Below are 22941 nucleotides of genomic sequence, written 5' to 3' on the forward strand. Positions count from 1 at the left end.
ATAGCTATTCTAGAGCAGCTTTCTATCAAGGTATAGTTTACATTAACGTCTTTAGCTTCAGTTTTACAATGTAGCAAGGTAAAAAGCAAAGTTTGCTCTGGATGGATTACACATATTGCGGTATGCAATATCGGCTAATCAGTCACCACTTTAAGTAAAAACTTCAGAGTGCTTCAAACAAATACGTCTATTTATGGTTGTATCGATTAAAAATCCTTACACTAAGCCACATTGTTTCAAAACTTAGCCTTGAAATATGGATGTTTGAACTCAATATCTTTGATAAATGATTTATCTCAGTATTCTTAGTTCCAAACTGGCAGAGACTGAAGGCATTATGAGTAGATCGGGAACGGTCTGAATAAAGAGAGATTCACGAAAAATGATAACTAAGCTACTGACAAAAGTGATTGGCAGTCGCAACGACCGAACACTGCGCCGCCTTAGAAAAATTGTAAAAGAAATTAATAACTATGAGCCAACATTCGAGGCTCTAAGTGATGAAGAGTTAAAAGCAAAGACGGTTGAATTCCGTGAGCGCCTAGAGAAGGGTGAAACTCTTGATAAACTACTTCCAGAAGCTTTTGCTACGGTTCGTGAAGCATCTAAGCGTGTCTACGGTATGCGCCACTTCGACGTCCAGCTTATCGGCGGTATGGTTCTAAATGCGGGTCAAATCGCGGAAATGCGTACGGGTGAAGGTAAAACGCTGACGGCAACGCTTCCTGCTTACCTAAATGCCCTAGCTGGTAAAGGCGTTCATATTGTAACAGTGAACGATTATCTAGCTAAACGTGATGCAGAGACAAACCGCCCTCTATTTGAATTTTTAGGTATGACTGTTGGCGTAAACGTGCCAAACATGCCTCCTCAAGAGAAAAAAGAAGCGTACCAAGCTGACATCTTGTACGGAACGAACAATGAATTTGGTTTTGACTACCTTCGTGACAATATGGCCTTCCGTAGCGAAGACCGTGTACAGCGTGATCGCTTCTTTGCAGTTGTCGATGAGGTGGACTCAATCCTAATTGATGAAGCTCGTACTCCTTTGATCATTTCTGGTCCTGCTGAAGATAGCTCTGAGCTATACACCCGAATCAACCTTTTGATCCCGCATCTTAAAAAGCAAGACAAAGAAGACTCTGAAGAATATCGTGGTGATGGTCACTACACTGTTGATGAGAAATCAAAGCAAGTATACCTCACAGAAACGGGCCAAGAGTACGTTGAAGAACTGTTGGTGAAAAATGGTCTTATGGAAGAGGGTGACACACTTTACTCTCCGACTAACATCAGCATGTTACATCACGTGAATGCCGCTTTGCGTGCTCATGTGTTGTTTGAGCGCAACGTTGATTACATCGTTACTGACGAAGGTGAAGTAGTAATTGTTGATGAACATACTGGTCGTACAATGCCAGGTCGTCGTTGGTCTGAAGGTCTTCACCAAGCAGTAGAAGCGAAAGAAGGCGTTAAGATTCAAAACGAAAACCAAACTTTGGCTTCGATTACCTTCCAGAACTACTTCCGCTTATACGAAAAACTGTCTGGTATGACAGGTACTGCGGATACTGAAGCGTTTGAGTTCCAATCTATTTATGGCTTGGAAACGGTGGTTATCCCAACCAACAAACCAATGATTCGTAACGATATGCCGGATGTGGTGTACCGTACCGAAGCTGAGAAGTTTGCTGCAATCATTGAAGATATCAAAGAGCGCGTTGCGAAAGGTCAGCCAACATTGGTTGGTACAGTATCGATTGAAAAATCAGAACTTCTTTCTAACGCATTGAAGAAAGCGAAGATCAAACACAACGTACTGAATGCGAAATTCCATGAAAAGGAAGCGGAAATTGTTGCTGAAGCGGGTATGCCTGGTGCGGTAACTATCGCGACCAACATGGCCGGTCGTGGTACGGACATTGTGCTTGGCGGTAGTTGGCAATCAAAAGTGGAAGCTTTGGAGAACCCAACTCAAGAACAAATCGATGCGATTAAAGCAGAGTGGAAAGTGGTACATGATCAAGTACTAGATGCTGGTGGTCTACACATCATTGGTACTGAGCGCCACGAATCTCGCCGTATTGATAACCAGCTACGTGGTCGTTCTGGTCGTCAAGGAGATGCGGGTTCATCTCGCTTCTACCTATCTATGGAAGACTCTTTGTTACGTATTTTCACTTCTGATCGTATGGCGAGCCTTATCCAAAGTGGTATGGAAGAAGGTGAAGCAATTGAATCGAAAATGCTTTCTCGCTCAATTGAAAAAGCACAGCGTAAAGTGGAAGGTCGTAACTTTGATATCCGTAAGCAGCTACTAGAATACGATGATGTGGCGAACGATCAGCGTAAGGTTGTCTACGAGCTGCGCGACGAATTGATGAACGTTGAAGACATCAGCGGTATGATCGAGCAAAACCGTGAAGATGTGCTAACAGCGGTTATTGATGAGTACATCCCGCCACAATCACTAGAAGATATGTGGGACGTTGAAGGTCTGCAAGAGCGCTTGAAAGCAGACTTCGATCTTGATGCGCCAGTGAAGCAATGGCTTGAAGAAGACGATAAGCTTTACGAAGAGGCGCTACGCGAGAAGATCATCAATCTAGCCGTTGAAGTGTATAAAGAGAAAGAGGAAGTGGTGGGTGCGCAAGTGCTTCGTAACTTCGAGAAATCGGTTATGCTTCAAACTCTGGATACGCTTTGGAAAGAGCACTTGGCAGCAATGGATCACTTGCGTCAGGGTATTCACTTACGCGGCTATGCGCAGAAGAACCCGAAACAGGAATACAAGCGTGAATCGTTTGAACTGTTTGAAGGTCTACTAGAAGCGCTGAAAACTGATGTGATTACTGTTCTATCTCGCGTTCGAGTCCAGCAACAAGAAGAAGTTGAACGTATGGAAGAGCAACGTCGTGCGCAAGCTGAAGAGGCCGCTCGTCGTGCTCAAGCGCAACACGCAGCAGCACAAAACCCTCTTTCTGAAGGTGAAGAATCTGAAGAAGGCTCAAGTCAGCCAATGGTACGTGATGAACGTAAAGTAGGTCGCAATGAGCCTTGCCCTTGTGGTAGTGGTAAGAAGTATAAACAGTGCCACGGCAAGATCGACTAACGTATTAGTCAGATAATTTTTTAAAGAGTCGCCTAGGCGGCTCTTTTTTTAAGCAAATTCTGTGGCTGTCGAATTTCATAAGTTTTGATAGCATCGGATAGTTTTAGAGATGCAAAGACCGTTGAAGTGTAACGGCTTGAGAGTTAGGAACCCCTATGAAAAGAATTCACATAGTCGCGGCTATTATTTTTAACCAAGACAAATCAAAAATTTTTATTACAAAGCGTCCAGACGACAAGCATAAAGGCGGGTTTTGGGAGTTTCCCGGCGGGAAAGTCGCGTCAGGAGAAAGTATTGAACATGCTCTAGCAAGAGAACTTGAAGAAGAAGTAGGAATTGAAGTTACTGAGCAAGCCCTTTTCGAGCATTTGGAATATGACTATCCAGACAAATCACTTAAGTTTGATTTTATTACGGTATCTAAGTTCAGTAATGAGCCTTACGGCCGAGAAGGTCAAGAAGGTTGCTGGGTTGAGATAAGAGAATTGGGTAACTATGCCTTTCCTGAAGCGAACGTGCCTATCTTGGAGCGTGTCGTAAAAGAGTTCGCTTAAGCCTGATGAACTTGCTTGTGGTAACCACGGTATGTTGTTAGTTTAAATAGATTAAGCGAAACGAGAGAACGAGAGCAAACCTCGTTATCCAGAGAAGGAGAGAAAGCGCAATGGTTCGTATTGCAATCGCAGGAGCAGCAGGCCGAATGGGCCGTAATTTGGTTAAAGCTTCACACCTTAACCCAGAGGCGACAGTGAGCGCGGGATCAGAACGACCTGAGTCCTCACTTGTCGGTGTCGATATCGGTGAACTTTGTGGTGAAGGCAAATTCGATGTGTTCTTAACGGATGATCTTGCTAAAGACGTCGATAATTTTGATGTAATCATCGATTTTACTGCCCCAGTAAGTACGTTGGCGAATCTTGAACTGTGTAAGAAGCATGGAAAGAGTATTGTGATTGGGACGACTGGTTTCAGTGATGCAGAGCGTGAACTGATTGACGAAGCCGCTAAGCAAGTGCCTGTTGTCATGGCTCCTAACTACTCTGTTGGTGTGAACCTAGTATTTAAGCTTCTTGAGAAAGCAGCCAAAGTGATGGGCGACTACTGTGATGTTGAGATTGTCGAAGCACATCATCGTCATAAAGTTGATGCTCCTTCTGGTACCGCTATCGGGATGGGCGAAGCCATTGCTGGTGCGATGGGCAACAAGCTGAATGATGTAGCTGTCTATGCGCGAGAAGGTATCACAGGTGAACGTACTAAAGATGAGATCGGCTTTGCTACAATTCGCGCTGGCGATATTGTCGGTGAGCACACAGCCATGTTTGCTGATATCGGGGAACGAGTGGAGATAACGCACAAAGCGACCGATCGTATGACGTTTGCTAATGGCGCCGTCAAGGCCGCTGTTTGGTTGAGTGCCAAACCAGCGGGCTTTTATACCATGACAGATGTTTTGGGATTGAATGAACTCTAAATACATAATTATTCGCCGGCGGTAGCCGGCTTTTTTATATCTATAGAATTAGTTGTAAATGAAATGATTCTAACAGAAAGTATTTTGGTGCTTACTTTTGTTGTTGTTTTGGTTGTTTTGTGGGTGTTTTGGGTTTTGATGTCTAAAAACTAATGTCTTTTTTGTTGGGTGAACGTTTGCGTGAAAAACTCATACTTTTTTGTGAACTCTAAAAAGTTCAAATTTGTAAAATTCATTAAACCTCTATGCCTCTCTATGTAATAGCATGTAAAAGTTATCTTTTTGGGCCTTACTGATTCAAAATGACCTTACTCGCTAGAAAATAATCATTTATTTTTGATTGTAGGTTGACAGGTTTCGAGTCCAACTTTAGAATACCGCCAATTTGTCTGAAATACCTATTTATGTAGATTTTATAGGTAAAGGAAGGCATGTTTGCAGTTTGATTTATTTTTTTTGCATTTTTATTCTGGAGGTTGTCTTGGGTAAATTAGCACTGTTGGTCCTAGAAGATGGGACAGTGTTCCGCGGAGTGTCCATAGGGGCAGATGGTCTTTCCGTTGGTGAAGTCGTTTTTAATACCTCGATGACGGGGTATCAAGAAATCCTCACTGATCCTTCCTATTCTCAGCAAATCGTCACTCTCACTTATCCTCATATTGGCAATACCGGAACCACTTCCGAAGATGAAGAATCCTCTTCCATTCATGCACAAGGCCTTGTGATTCGCGATCTTCCTCTAATCGCTTCTAACTTCCGTAACGAACAATCCCTCTCTGATTATCTTAAGTCTCAAAATATCGTTGGCATCGCTGATATCGATACTCGTAAGCTCACTCGTATCCTGCGTGAAAAAGGTGCTCAAAACGGCTGTATTGTTGCGGGCAACAACCTAGACGAAGCTTTGGCACTAGCGAAAGCAAAAGAATTCCCAGGCTTAAAAGGAATGGACCTTGCGAAAGAAGTTACAACAAAAGAAGCGTATCAATGGAAGCAAGGTTCGTGGACGCTTGAAGGTGGACTTCCAGAGGCGAAAGATGACAGCGAGCTGCCATACCACGTTGTCGCTTACGACTTTGGCGCAAAACGCAACATCTTACGAATGTTGGTTGACCGCGGCTGCCGCTTAACGGTTGTACCTGCAGAAACGTCAGCGGAAGAAGTTCTGGCACTAAATCCAGATGGCGTATTCTTATCGAACGGCCCTGGTGACCCAGAACCATGTACTTACGCGATTGAAGCAACCAAAGTGTTCCTAGAAAAAGGCCTGCCAATTTTTGGTATTTGTCTAGGTCACCAAATTCTGGCGCTAGCATCAGGTGCGCAAACGGTGAAAATGAAGTTTGGTCACCACGGTGCAAACCACCCAGTAAAAGATTTAGAGCGTAACGTTGTGATGATCACTTCGCAAAACCACGGCTTTGCGGCAGATGAAGCAACATTACCGGAAAACTTACGTGCTACTCACGTATCGCTATTTGATGGCTCTTTGCAAGGTATCCACCGCACAGACAAGCCAGCATTTAGCTTCCAAGGTCACCCAGAAGCGAGCCCTGGTCCACATGACGCGGCACCGCTATTTGACCACTTTATCGAACTAATCAAAAAACACAGCGCTTAATTCGGAGTAGTAGATAATGCCAAAACGTACTGACATTCAAAGTATTCTAATTCTTGGTGCTGGTCCGATTGTTATCGGTCAGGCATGTGAGTTTGACTACTCTGGCGCACAAGCGTGTAAAGCTCTTCGCGAAGAAGGCTACCGAGTTATCCTGGTTAACTCTAACCCAGCAACCATCATGACTGACCCAGAGATGGCAGATGCGACTTACATCGAGCCGATTCAGTGGGAAGTTGTACGCAAGATCATCGAGAAAGAACGTCCTGATGCAGTTCTGCCAACTATGGGTGGTCAGACAGCACTTAACTGTGCGTTAGATTTAGAGAAGCACGGCGTTCTCGCAGAGTTTGGCGTAGAGATGATTGGTGCAACGGCTGATGCAATCGACAAAGCGGAAGACCGTTCTCGTTTTGATAAAGCGATGAAGTCTATCGGCCTTGAGTGTCCTCGCGCAGATACAGCGAAGAGCATGGAAGAAGCTTACAAAGTTTTAGATATGGTTGGCTTCCCTTGTATCATTCGTCCATCGTTCACCATGGGTGGCACTGGTGGTGGTATCGCGTACAACAAAGAAGAGTTCGAAGAAATCTGTCGTCGCGGTCTGGACTTATCTCCGACCAACGAACTTCTTATCGATGAGTCACTAATCGGTTGGAAAGAGTACGAAATGGAAGTCGTTCGTGACAAAGCGGACAACTGTATCATCGTATGTTCAATCGAGAACTTTGACCCAATGGGCATCCATACGGGCGACTCAATCACGGTTGCTCCAGCACAAACACTGACTGACAAAGAATACCAGCTTATGCGTAATGCATCGCTAGCTGTTCTGCGTGAAATCGGTGTTGAAACAGGTGGTTCAAACGTACAGTTTGGTATCAACCCGAAAGATGGTCGTATGGTCATCATCGAGATGAACCCGCGTGTATCTCGCTCTTCTGCGCTAGCATCAAAAGCAACAGGCTTCCCAATTGCGAAAATTGCCGCGAAACTGGCTGTTGGCTTTACGCTAGACGAACTACAAAACGACATCACAGGTGGTGCAACACCCGCGTCATTTGAACCAACTATCGACTACGTCGTAACTAAGATCCCTCGCTTTAACTTCGAGAAATTTGCTGGTGCAAACGATCGTCTGACAACTCAGATGAAATCGGTTGGTGAGGTAATGGCGATTGGTCGTAACCAACAAGAATCTCTTCATAAAGCACTGCGTGGCCTAGAAGTTGGCGCAACTGGTTTTGATGAGATGGTCGATCTGGAAGCGCCAGATGCACTGACTAAGATTCGTCACGAACTTAAAGAAGCAGGTGCAGAGCGTATCTGGTACATCGCCGATGCATTCCGAGCGGGTATGTCAGTCGACGGTGTGTTCAACTTGACTCAAATCGACCGCTGGTTCCTGGTTCAAATCGAAGAAATTGTAAAACTCGAAGAACAAGTCAAGGCGGGCGGCTACGCAGGTTTGACCAAAGAAGTGCTTCGTCAGATGAAACGCAAAGGCTTCTCTGATGCTCGCTTGTCTAAATTGCTTGGTGTCGCTGAAAGTGAAATTCGCCGTGCTCGTGAGCAGTTTGATATTCATCCGGTTTACAAACGTGTGGATACATGTGCAGCAGAGTTTTCTTCTGACACGGCTTACATGTACTCATCTTACGATGAAGAATGTGAAGCAAACCCAACAGACAAAGATAAGATCATGGTTCTTGGTGGCGGTCCAAACCGTATCGGCCAAGGTATCGAATTCGATTACTGTTGTGTCCATGCATCACTTGCGCTGCGTGAAGACGGTTACGAAACCATTATGGTTAACTGTAACCCAGAAACGGTATCTACTGACTACGATACGTCTGATCGTCTGTACTTCGAGCCAGTAACTCTGGAAGATGTACTGTCTATCGCTCGCGTTGAAAAACCAAAAGGTGTGATTGTTCAGTACGGTGGTCAAACGCCACTTAAACTGGCTCGTGCTCTAGAAGCGGCTGGTGTGCCAATCATTGGTACTAGCCCAGATGCTATCGACCGTGCGGAAGACCGTGAACGCTTCCAAGCCGCTGTTGACCGTTTAGGTCTACTTCAGCCAGAAAACGCGACAGTAACAACGATGGAGCAAGCGGTTGAGAAATCGAAAGAAATTGGCTTCCCATTAGTTGTTCGTCCATCTTATGTACTCGGTGGTCGTGCGATGGAAATCGTGTACGACGAGCAAGACCTGCGTCGCTACTTCAACGAAGCAGTAAGCGTATCGAACGAGTCTCCAGTTCTGCTAGACCGTTTCTTGGATGATGCAACCGAAGTTGATATTGATGCTATCTGTGACGGTGAACGCGTCGTTATCGGCGGTATCATGGAGCACATCGAACAAGCGGGTGTTCACTCTGGTGACTCTGCATGTTCACTGCCTGCATACACGCTAAGTCAGGAAATTCAAGACAAGATGCGTGAGCAAGTTGAGAAGTTAGCATTCGAACTCGGTGTGCGCGGTTTGATGAACACGCAGTTTGCTGTGAAAGATAACGACGTTTATCTAATTGAAGTGAACCCTCGTGCTGCTCGTACGGTACCATTCGTATCGAAAGCGACAGGCGCTCCTCTAGCGAAAATCGCTGCACGTGTAATGGCGGGTCAATCTCTAGAGTCACAAGGCTTTACTAAAGAGATTATCCCTCCTTACTACTCAGTGAAAGAAGTGGTTCTGCCGTTCAACAAATTCCCTGGTGTTGACCCTCTATTGGGCCCTGAAATGCGCTCAACAGGTGAAGTAATGGGTGTGGGTGCAACGTTCGCAGAAGCTTACGCGAAAGCAGAGCTAGGTTGTGGTGCGGTTTATCCTGAAGGTGGTCGTGCGCTACTGTCTGTACGTGAAGGTGATAAAGAGCGTGTTGTTGACCTAGCTTCTAAGTTAGTGAAACTGGGTTACCAGTTGGATGCGACACACGGTACTGCTGTAATTCTGGGCGAAGCGGGTATTAACCCACGTTTGGTAAACAAAGTACACGAAGGTCGTCCACACATTCTTGACCGCATCAAGAACAACGAATACACCTACATCGTAAACACGGCTGCTGGTCGTCAAGCGATTGAAGATTCGAAAGTTCTACGCCGTGGTGCACTGGCAGAAAAAGTGAACTACACAACGACACTGAATGCAGCGTTCGCTACATGTATGTCTCATACTGCAGACGCAAAAGCGTCAGTAACTTCGGTTCAAGAGTTACACGCTAAAGTGAAAGCGAGTCTAGACGCGTAACAGATAAAAATCAGTAAGCTCATTAATCAGGGCTTACATGACAACCTCATTGCCCGCTCATTTGAGCGGGCTTTTTTATATCGAGGTTTTTCTAAAATGAAGAGCATTAAAGTGTGCTAGGAACGACTGGTATGCTTCGCTTTTGAAGATCATCAAGCTAATGATGGCAAGCGATGTACCCAAAGATGAAGAAATAGTACTACCACTTGCTGCAACAAAATTAATGCTGTAGGACTGAGATATTAAGCCGACCATAACTCTTTAAGCAGATAGGTAATTAGAAAAAGTTAAAATAAGCAGTGTCGAGCTTAAAAACATACTAACTATGGAGTGCTTCGATAGGTTCTTTTTTCTAAGACTAAGTTATAAGTTGATTTTTCAGTATCAAGAGAGTATCCGTTACTTTTTGCAAAAACATCTGCTGCTAGTAGCGAGGGATAAAGAAGAAAAAAACTAGTTACCGATATAGTTAGGAATATCTTACTAGAGCTTTTAAACTCACTTTTAGTTAGGAAATTATTTGATTTTAATGTTTTTACGGACATTCTAGAGCATTCAAATAAGATCAAACTAGAGCCTATAATCAAAATATCAGCCTGATCAAAAGATGAATAACTTTCATTATTATAGATGTTAAGATAAAATTCTGACAATCCATCAAAACCATATATTAACAGTGATATTGCTGATGCTAATAAAATTATTAAATAAAAAAACACTTGCGTTCGGTCGTAACTCCCTTTTTTCATCGTAACAAACCTCGCTGTATTTCTTGCGAGAAAATCATACTTTGAGTTTTACGTTGAATCTCATTATATTCTTCTTTTGCTCTTCTCTTTGCTTCTATATCTCTTTGCTTTAAGTAAATATCTATAGAGGCTATTAACTTCTGTGTTAAACCTCGTTTATCATTTTCTCTATTCAATAAAAGACCTACAGCCGAGCTTATCAAAATAGCCCCTAATAATGGGCCAGCACTTAAAGTTACAACACTGCCACCCACTGCTGCGGCAAAGTTTACAAATATAGCTGCTGCAGCTGACGATAACCCGATAGTGATTATATCACTAGCTAAAGTACCAAATAGTTTGGCTAAGGTTTGACGGTCATTGAGGAAAAAGTCAATCACTCTGTATGTGGATATTAAGATAATTGTTATTATGCCCCCACTTCTAATGGATTGTAATGCCCCTTCTGGTCCAACAGCGAACTTTGCCACAGTTGGAGTGGGAAGAAATTTTCCTAATCCAGAAAGCTTTGAGTGCATAGCAGGGGAGCCTGTGAGTATGATATGTGGAGCTCCAGAATAATTTTTAACGATAACAGAGCTATTATTTCCGTACAAATAGTTTGATAAGTTGGTTATAAAAACTAAGTCCTGTCCTGTAGCATAATAGTTTGCTGTATTTTCAAACATTCCCTTTATCTTTTCCCAACGTTCTAATTTCGCTTTATCTTTTACATTGTTCTTGACAACGATATCGAAGCTCTCGATAGATAAGATAATGGTTTCTTGATTTCGATGTTGATGATTTGATTTATAAAGTGGGTAGGTGCTTATACTAGCACTATTTTTTGAGGATTGATGTCGTGATAAAGGGTAGTTGCTAGTCATGTATTTTCCTCAGATATCGGGCCTTGAGCGCTGACAATGTAAACTCTACATGCTGAACAGATCTTTCATATTCGTCTAGTTTTATATTTAAAGGTAAGCGTTTGATCTCATTATCAGGAATAGATTTGTGACAGTGATTCAATTCTTTCTGACAACTAAATTTTATATAAAAGTTTGGAGTCAAGTTTAAGCATTAATTCTATGAAAATTAGGAATAGATTGGTGTCTTGACTTTCCATTGGTAGTTTTGTGAATAAGTGCTACCGTTTCTTCCTCTTTGATACCTCTTCAAAAAGGAAGTGTAGTGGAAATCACGGTTGAGATTTTGTTGGCCTTATTTTTGGTTGCGACTGCCGCAGGCTTTATTGATGCGATGGCTGGTGGGGGAGGGCTCATTACGCTCCCTGCGCTTTTGGCTGCGGGGTTGAGTCCGACTCAAGCTCTAGCAACCAATAAGTTACAAAGTTCGTTTGGCAGTTTCTCTGCTAGCTGGTATTTCGTGCGTAACGGTATTGTCAGCCTAAAGGAAATACGTTTCGCGATACTCTGTACTTTTATTGGTGCAGCGATCGGTGCCGAGGCTGTGCAGTTTATTGATGCTAGCGTACTCACCAGTTTGATCCCTGTTCTTTTGATAGCCATTTCCCTCTATTTTTTACTCGCGCCAAGTACGAGAAAAATCGATGGAGAACCAAAGTTATCTGAAGCGATGTTTGCGCTATGCATTGGTGGCGGGATTGGCTTCTATGATGGCTTTTTTGGCCCTGGGACTGGATCTATTTTTACTGTTTGTTTTGTTGCACTAGGTCACTTTTCTTTGGTCGAAGCCACAGCTAGAACCAAAATCCTCAATTTCACGTCAAACATAGCGGCACTACTCTTTTTTATCTTAGCTGGGTTGCCAGTGTGGAAGCTTGGCTTAACTATGGCTGTTGGCGGTTTTCTTGGTGCTCAGTTAGGGGCGAAGGTCGTGGTAAGTAAAGGGCAAAAATGGATTCGTCCTCTAGTTATAGTGATGTCGATGCTTATGGCAACGAAACTTCTTTGGCAACAACATCAGCAATGGATTCTGTCAGTGCTTTAACTCGCTCGCTACGATATGTGCTGTGACGTAAGCAGATATGTATTGGTCGAACTAACTGATCTATCTCTTCAAAGTCATAGCAGAACTTAGGTGCGATATTAAGTGTCGTTAGGATAGATTTAGGGATTAAAGCGGGAGCCATACCTCCCAAAGCCAGTTGTGCTGCCGCAGTATACGAATCCATTTCCATCAAAGGTTCGATTCCGTGTTTGGATAAAATAGCTTGTTGATATGTGTTGGCAGGGTTAGTTAGGTCATTGGTCAAAATAGCTTTAGGTAGTTGTGAAAGTGAATGTCGACTGACAATTGAGAAAGGTTCATCGGCGAGGTGAAGGCTCATTAATCCATGATGAGGTGGTAGATAGCCAGCGCAAAATCCCAATGTTGCTTTACCTGATTTCACATTCTCAATAATGCGTGGCGTATGATTGGTCGATATTCGTATGTACTGATCATGGGCAAAGTGTTCTGCCATGATCATGCTGAGGTATCCAGCGACTAAGGTTTCAGAGCAGTCTATCTTGATCAAAGAAGTATCTTCTATTTGTTGTTGATCGTAGATTTTTCCTCTTAACTCATTGAACGTGGGTTCTATTGTGTGTATGAGAGCAAGGCCATCGGAGGTCAGCTTTATGTGCCGACCATTTGGCTCTATCAATTTTTTTCCTAACTTCTTCTCTAGATTTGAAATACGTTTACTCACGGCAGATTGACTAATATAGAGTTGACTGCCCGTGCGGCTCATGGTTTTTTCTTTACTGAGGACAAGTAACGTTTCAATACCTTCAAGCAACATAATGATTAATGAAAGTTAGGAATGGTTGAGATAATTTAGCGAATTGCCCAAGAATTGGCGAATCAAATGAGCATAAATGAGAGGAGCCGACACTTGGTCGACTCCATAATGAGTGATGTTGTTGGTGTTTAACGGTTAATGGCGAAAGTTGGCAGGGATAGATGCCAACGAATCGCACCGAGACGTATAATGAGCGTTGAGATTACACCAGCGAGCAAAGCCGTTGAGTGGTCATAACCCATGTTTACCGCCATCGTATGGAAGATGCCGCCAATAATACATGCCGTAGCATAGACTTCACTTCTTAATACCATAGGAACTTCGCGAGCCAGCACGTCTCGTATAATGCCACCGCCACAGCCAGTAATAACCCCCATTATCACCGCGACCATCCCAGATGCATTGTAGGCGAGTGCCTTTTCTACTCCTATTCCCACAAATACAGCGAGACCGATGGCATCACAAACGGGTAATACCCACCATGAGAGTCGCTTGGGTCTTCGAATAACAAGCATGGTTAGTAGACACGTAACAAATATCACCCATAAGTAAGTCGTATCTGTTATCCAAAATACGGGAGTGGCACCAAGCGCCATGTCTCGGATTGTTCCGCCACCTATAGCAGTCACACTGCCGAGCACGATAACGCCGAATGGATCCATTTTTAAACGGCCCGCGAGTAATACGCCAGAGATAGCGAAAACAGCGGTACCGAACAAATCGATCATATAAAGCAGCATGGAGTCCATGTTACTTAGTACCTTTAAATAGTGTGAGAAAAAATGGGCGGAAATTGTACGGTATTTGCCACGAAATCGTTAGCGTTTTTGACGAACGCTTTTAAAGTGCTCACACACTTCCTTGATCGCGTTCAATGTGCGTGGTGTCGGACGGTTAATCCAATCAGAGTTTAGGGACCAGATGTGTTTGTTTTTAAGAGCAAGAAGCTCATTACTCCACTCAGCCCACATACCATCGTTACTCATTGCGTGACGAGAAGTAAAAATAACCTCTGGCTGGCGAGTAATGACTTGCTCGATGCTAACTTGAGGATAAGGCGCGCTAGATGCGGCGAAAATGTTCTCACCACCGCAAAAAGTAAAGACTTCACTTGGCCAGTTCTTTCCAGCGACAGTGATGATAGGCTTTTCACTCAACTGATAAAAGTAACTAACTTTCTCGTTCGTGTTGTACTGTTCTTTTAGTGTACTCAGCTGCGTTCTAAAATCTTCAGCGGCCTTTTTTCCTACTTGTGGAGTTTCGCTGTATTGGCTGAGTTGCTCGATATTATTGGCGATATCTTCTAATGAACCTGTAGTGGAGTAATAGATAGGAATACCGAACTGTTTAATTTTCTCCAACTCTTTAGCGGGGTTTCCGGCTGGCCAAGCAATCACTAAGTCCGGCTGAAGAGCAATAATGCGCTCTAATTTAATTCCTTGATAATTTGAGACTCTTTCTAGCTGCTTTGCCTGTTCTGGATAATCGCTCATTTCGCTGACAGCAACAAGCTGCTCTCCTAGCCCTGCTGCAAAGGCAATTTCGGTGGCATGTGGAGCTAAACTTATAATGCGTTGAGCGGGTTGAGCGAAGGTCGCTGTCGAAACAAACAGCGTTAATGCGAAGCATAATTTATTCATCATAATCCTTGATAAATTATTCCTAAAAGCAAACTTTGTATTGCGATCCAAGCCAGGACGCGCCAAACGAGCAGCGTATGTATTTGTGAAAGGTGAATAGCCGATGGCGCAATGCGCCCACCGATTTTTGCGCGCTCTGCACGCACACCTTGATAGATAGCAGGGCCGCATAAGGATAGTTGTAGTTTGTGTCCGATAGTACATAACACCCAGCTAGGTCCTGGTAAGGGCCAAGACTTCGCTTGCTGTAGTATTCCAGAGAGCACATTACTTGTATTCTTTCCGGCAGCTAAAAGTATGGCAAAGAGACGAAGTGGAATAATATCCAGAGTAGCAACCAGTTGAATCACAGGTTTACCAAAGGGCAAATATTGGCGTCGGCTAGGGGACCACACTCGCGCTAATTCTGTTGTGAGTCGATACATTAACGCACCAATACCACCTGTTAGTGCGTACCAAAATAGCACGCCGATCACGTTGCGGCTGTATCCCATAATCAGGGTTTCTGAGCCAGCTTTACCTATGCCAACGATCGAGAGGCTACCAGTATCGCGATTAAGATATGGTCTCAGTAATGCTCGACACTGAGCTTTGTCTTCCGAAGAGATACTTGTGACGAGCTGTTTCGTTAACGTTTCGCTGTTACGCCAGTCTAGCGCAATGATCAATAGAACCAGTTCATATAAAGGGATTTGCCAAACAAATGGCTTTACTGCAATCAGTAATATCAAGCAAGGAAACAGCATCAAGCCTAATGCAAGACTGCCTGAGATTACACTCTGTGAGTAATTGTGATTATTGTTCACTTTGTTGGCTAGCTGTTCTGCTAGCTTTCGCCATAAAGTGATGGGGTGCGCTGAATGGGGGATTGGCACTAGAAGGTGCAAGATCAGTGCGCCCCACATTATAAGGAGCGCACCGTTGGCATAAAATGACTGAAAAACTTCTTCCATGAATGAGTCGTTTACTTAATGAGTTCCAGCATTTTGAATACCATTTCGGAAGAGCTTTTTGCTGCTAGAGGTAGGAACTCATCAAAGCTCATTGGTGATTCTTTATCAGCGACATCAGAGATTGCACGCACAACAACAAACGGAGTGTTGAATTGATGACAAGTTTGAGCGATAGCAGATGCTTCCATTTCTACAGCGATAACTGACGGGAAGTGTTTACGAATAAACTCTTGACGCTCAGCAGTACAAACAAACGCATCGCCAGTACAAATTAGGCCGCGAACCGCATGAGTGTTTTCCATTTGTGCTAGGGCTTTTTCGGCTAAGTCCATTAGCTTGTCATCCGCTTTGAATGCAGCTGGTTGACCGGCCATTTGGCCAATCTCATAACCAAAAGCGGTTACGTCTGCATCGTGATGACGAACTTCTGTAGAGATAACTACATCGCCAAGGTTTAAGCTTGAATCGAAACCGCCAGCAGAGCCTGTGTTAATCACAACGTCTGGTTGGTATTCATCAAGAAGGATTGTCGTGCCCACTGCCGCTGCAACTTTACCGATGCCCGATTGTAGTACGACGACTTCAACATCGTTAATTTGACCAGAGAAAAACGTACAACCTGCTTTATTTACAGTTTTGCAGTTTGTAATTGCTTGCTTCAGGATGGTCACTTCTTGTTCCATCGCACCGATGATACCAACTTTCATAACACTCTCTTTAGGTAAATATTTTAGTTGGCCGAGAGTATAGCACTCCCCGTTGGCAGTTTTCTATTTGATGAGCTTAGCTTGAGTGAGCTTTTCTCGTAATTGATCGGCGCGCTTTCTGTTTACGCCAAAGTCAGAGTAGCCCACACGAGATTCCGAGCGCACAATCAGTTGGTCTCCTGCTATTTTTAGTTCGAGGTCATCCACGAAGCGCATGATTTTAGATGTGCACTCGATACGAAGGTAGTTGCTTTCTTTCACCGCGGTTTTCGCGCCTGGCAGTTCAAGCGCAACTTGCTCAATAGCGTCGATGTTCGCTGAATCCACTAAGATGAATGGCGTTAGGTTGTATTTTTCTCGCGTGTCTTGGGTGGAGACGCAGTTTGGTTTGTCACCACAAGGTGATTGAGAACGATCCGTCATGGTTTTGACTCCTTGGCTACAAGCGGTTAAGCCGAGCAAAGTAATGGAAAGGAGAGCGGCTTTTTTCATTGGTTTTATCCCTTATCATAGGAATTTAATTATATGTAATAAAAGAAAAAAGGATCCAATAGTAGGATCCTTTTTGAGACGTTAACAGTGATTAAACTTCGAGGTAATCGAGAATGCCTTCTGCCGCTTTTCGTCCTTCATCAATTGCGGTTACGACAAGATCAGAACCTCGTACCGCATCGCCACCCGCGAAGATCTTTTCGTTGCTGGTCTGGAACTGGAACTCTTGCTTCGCTGGGGCTTTGATACGACCCCATTGATCCAAATCGACATCAAACGGTGCTAACCAGTCCATTTTGTGCGGCTGGAAACCAAACGCCATGATAACAACGTCTGCTGGTAGAACGTGCTCGCTGCCTTCAACGGGCTCTGGACGTCGGCGACCTGCTTCATCAGGTTCACCAAGTGCGGTTTTCACCACTTTGACCCCCGAGACTTTGCCTGACGCATCCACTTCCACTCCCAAAGGCTGAAGGTTGAACATGAACTTCACGCCTTCTTCCTTTGCGTTTTTTACCTCGCGACGAGAGCCTGGCATGTTGGCCTCATCACGACGATAAGCACAAACTACGTTGGAGGCACCTTGGCGAATTGAGGTACGAACGCAGTCCATTGCGGTATCACCACCACCCAGTACGACGACTTTCTTTCCTGCCATATCGATAAAGGGTTGGTTACTCTCAAGACCCATGACTTTGTAGGTGTTCGAAACTAAAAATGGCAGCGCGTCATACACACCCGGCGCATCTTCATTATCTAGACCTGCACGCATGTATTTATAGGTGCCAACGCCCAAGAAAACAGCATCGTATTCATCAAGTAGCTCTTGCACTTGGACATCTTTGCCTACTTCCATGTTCATGCGGAACTCGACGCCCATTTCAGTGAACACACGGCGGCGGTTTTCCATCACGCCTTTTTCAAGCTTGAATGAAGGAATACCGAAGGTCAGAAGGCCTCCAATTTCAGGGTAGCGGTCAAACACGACTGGCTTAACGCCATTGCGCACTAGGATATCCGCGGCAGCCAAGCCAGCTGGGCCAGCTCCAATGATTGCAACCTTTTTGTCGGTCCATTCCACCTTGGACATATCTGGCTTCCAGCCCATTTCAAACGCTTTGTCGGTAATGTACTTTTCTATGTTGCCGATGGTGACGGCACCAAAGTCATCATTAAGCGTGCATGAACCTTCACATAGGCGGTCTTGAGGACAAACGCGCCCACATACTTCCGGTAGGCTATTGGTTTGATGCGATAGTTCAACCGCTTCAAGAATACGACCTTCATTGGCAAGTTTTAACCATTGAGGGATGTAGTTGTGGACTGGGCATTTCCATTCACAATATGGGTTGCCACAATCTAAGCAGCGATCCGCTTGTGCAGTCGCCTGTTGTTTAGTGAACGGTTCATAGATTTCAACGAACTCGATCTTACGAACTTTGATAGGCTTTTTCGCAGGATCTACACGCTGCACATCGATAAATTGATAAACGTTCTGGCTCATGATTCAAACATCCTCCATGATTACTGTGCTTGAACACGCAGCTCTGCGGCACTGCGGCTCTGGTGACCAAGTAGCGTGCGAAGATCTGCCGCTTGTGGTTTCACCAAATAGAACTTTGGAATCCATTCATCAAAGTTCGCCAAAATATTTTCTGCATGACTCGACCCTGTTTCTTCAAGGTGTTCCGCAATTAGGCCACGCAAATGTTCTTGGTGGATGTAAAGATCGGACAATGAGATGGCTTCGACAGACTCAGTATTAACTCGACCTTCAAAGCTTTGGTTCTCATCCAGAACATAGGCAAAGCCTCCAGTCATACCCGCGCCAAAGTTCACACCTGTCGCACCAAGAATGGCAACAATACCGCCAGTCATGTACTCACAAGCGTTATCGCCAGCACCTTCAATGACGGCTATCGTACCTGAGTTTCGTACGCCGAAACGCTCACCTGCTTTACCGGCTGCAAATAGTTTACCGCCGGTCGCGCCGTACAGGCAGGTGTTACCAATGATAGTTGCTTCATTGCATTTAAATGCGGTGCCAAGGTGAGGTTTGATAACCACTTTACCACCCGCCATGCCTTTGCCCACGTAGTCGTTCGCATCGCCCGTGAGGTAAAGCTCTACACCACCTGCGTTCCAAACACCAAAGGACTGACCTGCGGTGCCGTCAAGATAGATTTTGATAGGGGAAGCCGCCAATCCTTGGTTGCCATAGCGTTTTGCTATTTCGCCAGATAAGCGTGCACCAACAGAACGATCAGTGTTGATGACATTGTAGAAGAAACTTGCCGATTGACCGTTTTCGACCGCATGCATGGCATCATCAATGATCTTTTGGTTGAGCTCAGCTTTATCAAACGGTTTGTTTGGCTCTGTCCAAAATAGCGGATGACCCTCAGGTGATACTGGAGCTTCTAGAATATTGGATAGATCCAGCTTGGTCTGTTTCGCTGTAAATCCCTCTACCGCCTCAAGTAAATCGGTACGACCAATCAAGTCCGTCAGCTTTTCAACGCCAAGTTCGGCGAGTAATCCGCGCACTTCGTCTGCCAAGCCGATGAAGTAATTCATCACCATTTCTGGTAGACCTTTGAAGTATTCTTTACGCAGTGTCTCGTCTTGAGTCGCAACCCCAGTTGCACAGTTGTTGAGGTGACAAATTCGTAGGAACTTACAACCCATAGCGACCATCGGCGCAGTACCAAAACCGAAGCTTTCTGCACCTAAAATTGCGGCTTTAACTACGTCTAAACCAGTCTTTAGACCACCGTCTACCTGTAAGCGGATCTTATGACGCAGACCATTAGCAACCAGAGCTTGTTGTGTCTCTGCCAACCCCAACTCCCAAGGGCTACCAGCGTATTTTACCGAAGTTAATGGGCTTGCTGCGGTACCACCGTCGTAACCCGAAATGGTAATAAGATCAGCGTAAGCCTTGGCTACGCCCGTTGCGATGGTGCCGACACCTGGCTCGGAGACGAGTTTTACCGAAACCAGCGCATTTGGGTTGACTTGTTTAAGGTCGAAGATCAGCTGGGCCAAATCTTCAATCGAATAGATATCGTGGTGCGGAGGAGGGGAGATCAGAGTCACGCCTTGTACCGAATAACGCAGTTTTGCGATTTCTGCGGTGACTTTGTGTCCTGGTAGCTGTCCACCTTCACCCGGTTTCGCACCTTGTGCCACCTTGATTTGCAGTACATCCGCATTAGTCAGGTAATGAGGCGTTACACCAAATCGGCCAGAAGCAATCTGTTTGATACGTGAGTTACGCTCAGTACCGAAGCGGCGAGGATCTTCACCGCCTTCACCCGAGTTAGAGTAACCACCAAGACGGTTCATCGCCGTTGCAAGTGCTTCATGCGCTTCTGGGCTAAGTGCGCCAATGGACATTGCCGCAGAGTCAAAGCGTTTGAACAGTTCAGTGCGTGGTTCTATTTGCTCAAGTGGCAGCGGTGAGTCTGATTTTTTCAGCGACATTAAGTCACGCAGCATGGCAACAGGGCGTTGATTTACCTGCTTAGCAAAGCTCTGATAGTCGTTACTTTCGCCAGATTTAACGGCCTGTTGCAGCGTGCCGACAACATCCGGGTTGTACGCATGATACTCACCTCCATGGACGTACTTTAACAAGCCGCCATGATCAATCGATTTGCGTTTCGCCCATGCTTTACGAGATAAGTTTGTAAGATCTTGCTGGAAGTCGTCAAAATTCGCGCCTTCAATTCGAGTTGTGACGCCTTTAAAACACAGATCGACCACATCTTGGCTCAAGCCAACTGCTTCAAACAGTTGTGAGCAGCGGTAAGAGGCGATGGTTGAGATCCCCATTTTCGACATGATCTTGTACAGGCCTTTGTTGATGCCGTATTGGTAGTTTTGCATCACATCGCGGTAGTCTTTCTCTAGTGCTTTATCATCAATCAGTTTACCTAAAGCTTCATAAGCAAGGTATGGGTAAACCGCAGTAGCACCAAAGCCAAGCAAGACAGCAAATTGGTGTGGGTCACGAGCTGTTGCGGTCTCAACAACAATGTTGGCATCACAACGTAAGTTGGCATCGATCAAGCGAGTTTGAACCGCACCGACCGCCATTGCTGCAGGAATTGGCAGCTTGCCTTTGACTAAAGCGCGATCTGAAAGCACGACTAGAACCGTGCCTTCACGCACCACTTGTTCTGCTTGCTCACACAGATCATCAATGGCTTGTTTGAGATCTTTCTGTTGTGGGTCGTAGTTGATATCGAGAATGGTATTACGGTAATGATCGTCACTCAGCTCTAGTAGTTGCTGCATGTCTGAATAGAGCAGTACTGGAGAATCAAAGGTTACACGATGCGCGTGGCCATCGGTTTCACAGAAGACGTTCATCTCCTGGCCGATGCTGGTCGCTAGCGACATGACGTGTTTCTCACGCAGCGGATCGATTGGTGGGTTGGTGACCTGCGCGAACTTCTGACGGAAGTAATCAGTCACCAAGCGCTCTTTCGAAGAAAGAACCGCCATCGGGGTGTCATCACCCATCGAACCGACGGCTTCTTGCCCCATATCACCGAGGACACGCAATACTTGATCGACTTCTTCATTGCTCATGGCAAACTGCTTTTGATAAGTCTTAAGCAAGTCTTCATCAAAGCTGCGCTCACCTACTTGATCTTCAGGTAGCTGAGAGAACGGTGTTAGTTTGCGAACGTTGTTCTCCATCCATTCGCGATAAGGGTGACGAGATTTCAGGTCATTATCGATCTCGCTAGACTGCCAAAGCTTACCTTTACGAGTGTCGATGACGAGCAATTCCCCCGGACCTACACGACCTTTTTTGGCAACTTCATCTGGGGCGTAATTCCAAATCCCTACCTCAGATGCCAGAGTGATCAGCTTGTCTTTGGTAATTACATAACGCGCAGGACGTAGACCGTTTCGGTCTAGGTTACAAGCAGCATAACGACCATCGGACAGTACGATACCTGCTGGGCCATCCCATGGTTCCATGTGTTTGGAGTTGAAATCGTAAAACGCACGCAAATCCGGATCCATATCCGGGTGGTTTTGCCATGCTGGCGGTACGAGCATACGCATGGCACGGAAGATATCCATGCCGCCAGCTAAAAAGAGATCTAGCATATTATCTAAGCTAGACGAGTCTGAGCCTGTCTCGTTCACAAACGGTGCTGCAGTTTGTAGGTCAGGCAGCAGTGGTGACGAGAACTTGTAAGCACGAGCGCGTGCCCATTGTCGGTTACCTTCAATGGTATTGATCTCACCATTATGAGCAAGGTAGCGGAACGGTTGAGCTAATGGCCAACGCGGTTGAGTGTTGGTAGAAAAACGCTGGTGGAACAGACAGATAGCAGATTCCATACGTAGATCGGCAAGATCAAGATAAAAGCGCGGTAAGTCCGCAGGCATGCATAGGCCTTTGTACACCAAAACTTGAGTCGATAAGCTACAGATGTAGAAATCCGGATCTTCGGTGATTTGTTTCTCGATGCGACGGCGTGCGATGTAGAGACGACGTTCAATGTCGCGTTCGCGCCAACCTGCCGGTGCAGAGACAAAGACTTGCTGAATATTTGGAAGCGAGTTGGCCGCAATTGGACCGAGTACTTCTGAATTAGTTGGTACTTCACGCCAACCAGCCACAGTTAGCGTCTCTTGCGCCAGTTCTTTGTTGACGATGTCTTTAGCGAGTTGAGCTTTGACTGGATCTTGGTTGAAGAAAATCATCCCTACGGCGTATTGCTTGCCAAGGTTGAAACCATTTTCTTCGGCAATAAGACGTAAATAGGAATCGGGCTTTTGTAATAGAAGACCACAACCATCACCAGTTTTACCATCGGCGGCGATACCACCACGGTGAGTCATGCGGTCAAGTGCAGAAATTGCTGTACGTACCAGCTTGTGGCTTTGTTCGCCTTCCATATGCGCGATCAAGCCAAATCCACAGTTGTCTTTCTCAAGACTTGGATCATAAAGAGCCATTGCAATTCTCCCTTTGCTTATCCGTCATCCCGACAGATATATCAACACTGCTTACGTTGATATCGATGACTAACTATGCGTCATCTTTATAGCTTTATGTATAATTATTCAGTAAAAGTTGTGAAATATTTAACATTTTTTGAGTGTTTTATTTTCATCAACTTCACAAGCTATAGCTTATTGTAAAAAAGGTCAAGTTATTAGTGGAT

16 protein-coding genes are annotated in these 22941 nt (G+C 45.0%); 6 read left to right on the forward strand and 10 right to left on the reverse strand.

Annotated features, from left to right (window positions below; all coding sequences use genetic code 11):
* Positions 1-382: 382 nt before the first annotated feature.
* The 5 genes from secA (at position 383) to carB (ending at position 9457) form a co-directional block, all read left to right on the forward strand.
* Positions 383-3112 carry a preprotein translocase subunit SecA gene (gene secA, locus R7Q38_RS16660; RefSeq protein ID WP_047102008.1) on the forward strand — a complete coding sequence of 910 codons (2730 nt, stop codon included), beginning with the start codon at positions 383-385 and terminating at the stop codon, positions 3110-3112.
* 155 nt (positions 3113-3267) lie between these two features.
* Positions 3268-3666: an 8-oxo-dGTP diphosphatase MutT gene (gene mutT, locus R7Q38_RS16665; RefSeq protein ID WP_239938444.1), complete on the forward strand. Its 399-nt coding sequence runs from the start codon at positions 3268-3270 to the stop codon at positions 3664-3666.
* 110 nt (positions 3667-3776) lie between these two features.
* Positions 3777-4586, forward strand: coding sequence for a 4-hydroxy-tetrahydrodipicolinate reductase (dapB, locus tag R7Q38_RS16670; RefSeq protein WP_005381860.1), 810 nt, complete (start codon positions 3777-3779; stop codon positions 4584-4586).
* Positions 4587-5067: 481 nt separating this feature from the next.
* Positions 5068-6207: a glutamine-hydrolyzing carbamoyl-phosphate synthase small subunit gene (gene carA, locus R7Q38_RS16675; protein WP_017821483.1), complete on the forward strand. Its 1140-nt coding sequence runs from the start codon at positions 5068-5070 to the stop codon at positions 6205-6207.
* 16 nt (positions 6208-6223) lie between these two features.
* Positions 6224-9457 carry a carbamoyl-phosphate synthase large subunit gene (gene carB / locus R7Q38_RS16680; protein WP_005381854.1) on the forward strand — a complete coding sequence of 1078 codons (3234 nt, stop codon included), beginning with the start codon at positions 6224-6226 and terminating at the stop codon, positions 9455-9457.
* Positions 9458-9780: 323 nt separating this feature from the next.
* Here the strand turns inward: carB and R7Q38_RS16685 are convergent, their stop codons facing one another.
* Positions 9781-10206, reverse strand: coding sequence for a hypothetical protein (locus R7Q38_RS16685; RefSeq protein WP_167415011.1), 426 nt, complete (start codon positions 10204-10206; stop codon positions 9781-9783).
* Positions 10203-11072 (reverse strand): hypothetical protein, encoded by an 870-nt coding sequence (locus R7Q38_RS16690; RefSeq protein WP_167415012.1) that lies wholly within the window; start codon positions 11070-11072, stop codon positions 10203-10205. Before R7Q38_RS16690 ends, R7Q38_RS16685 begins: the two co-directional genes overlap by 4 nt.
* A gap of 304 nt (positions 11073-11376) precedes the next feature.
* On the opposite strand from R7Q38_RS16690, the gene R7Q38_RS16695 reads away from it, so the two are divergent.
* The gene (locus R7Q38_RS16695) at positions 11377-12156 is read left to right on the forward strand and encodes a TSUP family transporter (protein ID WP_213868516.1); all 780 of its coding nucleotides are present in this window, start codon (positions 11377-11379) and stop codon (positions 12154-12156) included.
* Here R7Q38_RS16695 and R7Q38_RS16700 read toward each other — a convergent pair.
* The 8 genes from R7Q38_RS16700 to gltB form a co-directional block, all read right to left on the reverse strand.
* Positions 12098-12952 carry a LysR family transcriptional regulator gene (locus R7Q38_RS16700; RefSeq protein ID WP_213868514.1) on the reverse strand — a complete coding sequence of 285 codons (855 nt, stop codon included), beginning with the start codon at positions 12950-12952 and terminating at the stop codon, positions 12098-12100. The genes R7Q38_RS16695 and R7Q38_RS16700 overlap by 59 nt on opposite strands.
* 128 nt (positions 12953-13080) lie before the next feature.
* Positions 13081-13701, reverse strand: a complete 621-nt coding sequence (locus R7Q38_RS16705; protein ID WP_005387377.1) for a TRIC cation channel family protein — start codon at positions 13699-13701, stop codon at positions 13081-13083.
* 69 nt (positions 13702-13770) lie between these two features.
* Positions 13771-14592, reverse strand: a complete 822-nt coding sequence (gene btuF / locus R7Q38_RS16710) for a vitamin B12 ABC transporter substrate-binding protein BtuF (RefSeq protein ID WP_017633625.1) — start codon at positions 14590-14592, stop codon at positions 13771-13773.
* Positions 14592-15545 carry a cobalamin biosynthesis family protein gene (locus R7Q38_RS16715; RefSeq protein WP_239939288.1) on the reverse strand — a complete coding sequence of 318 codons (954 nt, stop codon included), beginning with the start codon at positions 15543-15545 and terminating at the stop codon, positions 14592-14594. The genes btuF and R7Q38_RS16715 overlap by 1 nt, the downstream gene beginning before the upstream one ends.
* Before the next feature lie 11 nt (positions 15546-15556).
* On the reverse strand, positions 15557-16252 hold the full coding sequence (gene mtnN / locus R7Q38_RS16720; RefSeq protein ID WP_005381837.1) for a 5'-methylthioadenosine/S-adenosylhomocysteine nucleosidase: 696 nt from the start codon (positions 16250-16252) through the stop codon (positions 15557-15559).
* A 63-nt stretch (positions 16253-16315) separates the two neighbouring features.
* Positions 16316-16744 carry a DUF1499 domain-containing protein gene (locus R7Q38_RS16725; protein WP_017633627.1) on the reverse strand — a complete coding sequence of 143 codons (429 nt, stop codon included), beginning with the start codon at positions 16742-16744 and terminating at the stop codon, positions 16316-16318.
* Positions 16745-16835: 91 nt separating this feature from the next.
* Entirely contained in the window at positions 16836-18248 is a 1413-nt protein-coding gene (locus R7Q38_RS16730) for an FAD-dependent oxidoreductase (RefSeq protein WP_239939293.1), read from the reverse strand.
* 20 nt (positions 18249-18268) lie between these two features.
* Positions 18269-22732 carry a glutamate synthase large subunit gene (gltB, locus tag R7Q38_RS16735; RefSeq protein WP_213898494.1) on the reverse strand — a complete coding sequence of 1488 codons (4464 nt, stop codon included), beginning with the start codon at positions 22730-22732 and terminating at the stop codon, positions 18269-18271.
* Positions 22733-22941 lie beyond the last annotated feature (209 nt).

The sequence above is a fragment of the Vibrio sp. Vb0598 genome, from assembly GCF_033338935.1.
In the GTDB taxonomy this organism is placed as follows: Bacteria; Pseudomonadota; Gammaproteobacteria; order Enterobacterales; family Vibrionaceae; genus Vibrio; species Vibrio alginolyticus.

Excerpts from the sequence above, each read along its gene's own strand:
- R7Q38_RS16725 (WP_017633627.1), bottom strand. The coding sequence starts at position 16,744 with ATGAAAAAAGCCGCTCTCCTTTCCATTACTTTGCTCGGCTTAACCGCT.
- R7Q38_RS16715 (WP_239939288.1), bottom strand. The coding sequence starts at position 15,545 with ATGGAAGAAGTTTTTCAGTCATTTTATGCCAACGGTGCGCTCCTTATA.
- mtnN (WP_005381837.1), bottom strand. The coding sequence starts at position 16,252 with ATGAAAGTTGGTATCATCGGTGCGATGGAACAAGAAGTGACCATCCTG.
- R7Q38_RS16700 (WP_213868514.1), bottom strand. The coding sequence starts at position 12,952 with ATGTTGCTTGAAGGTATTGAAACGTTACTTGTCCTCAGTAAAGAAAAA.
- secA (WP_047102008.1), top strand. The coding sequence starts at position 383 with ATGATAACTAAGCTACTGACAAAAGTGATTGGCAGTCGCAACGACCGA.
- R7Q38_RS16705 (WP_005387377.1), bottom strand. The coding sequence starts at position 13,701 with ATGGACTCCATGCTGCTTTATATGATCGATTTGTTCGGTACCGCTGTT.
- R7Q38_RS16730 (WP_239939293.1), bottom strand. The coding sequence starts at position 18,248 with ATGAGCCAGAACGTTTATCAATTTATCGATGTGCAGCGTGTAGATCCT.
- btuF (WP_017633625.1), bottom strand. The coding sequence starts at position 14,592 with ATGAATAAATTATGCTTCGCATTAACGCTGTTTGTTTCGACAGCGACC.
- R7Q38_RS16690 (WP_167415012.1), bottom strand. The coding sequence starts at position 11,072 with ATGACTAGCAACTACCCTTTATCACGACATCAATCCTCAAAAAATAGT.
- carB (WP_005381854.1), top strand. The coding sequence starts at position 6,224 with ATGCCAAAACGTACTGACATTCAAAGTATTCTAATTCTTGGTGCTGGT.
- gltB (WP_213898494.1), bottom strand. The coding sequence starts at position 22,732 with ATGGCTCTTTATGATCCAAGTCTTGAGAAAGACAACTGTGGATTTGGC.
- R7Q38_RS16685 (WP_167415011.1), bottom strand. The coding sequence starts at position 10,206 with ATGAAAAAAGGGAGTTACGACCGAACGCAAGTGTTTTTTTATTTAATA.
- mutT (WP_239938444.1), top strand. The coding sequence starts at position 3,268 with ATGAAAAGAATTCACATAGTCGCGGCTATTATTTTTAACCAAGACAAA.
- dapB (WP_005381860.1), top strand. The coding sequence starts at position 3,777 with ATGGTTCGTATTGCAATCGCAGGAGCAGCAGGCCGAATGGGCCGTAAT.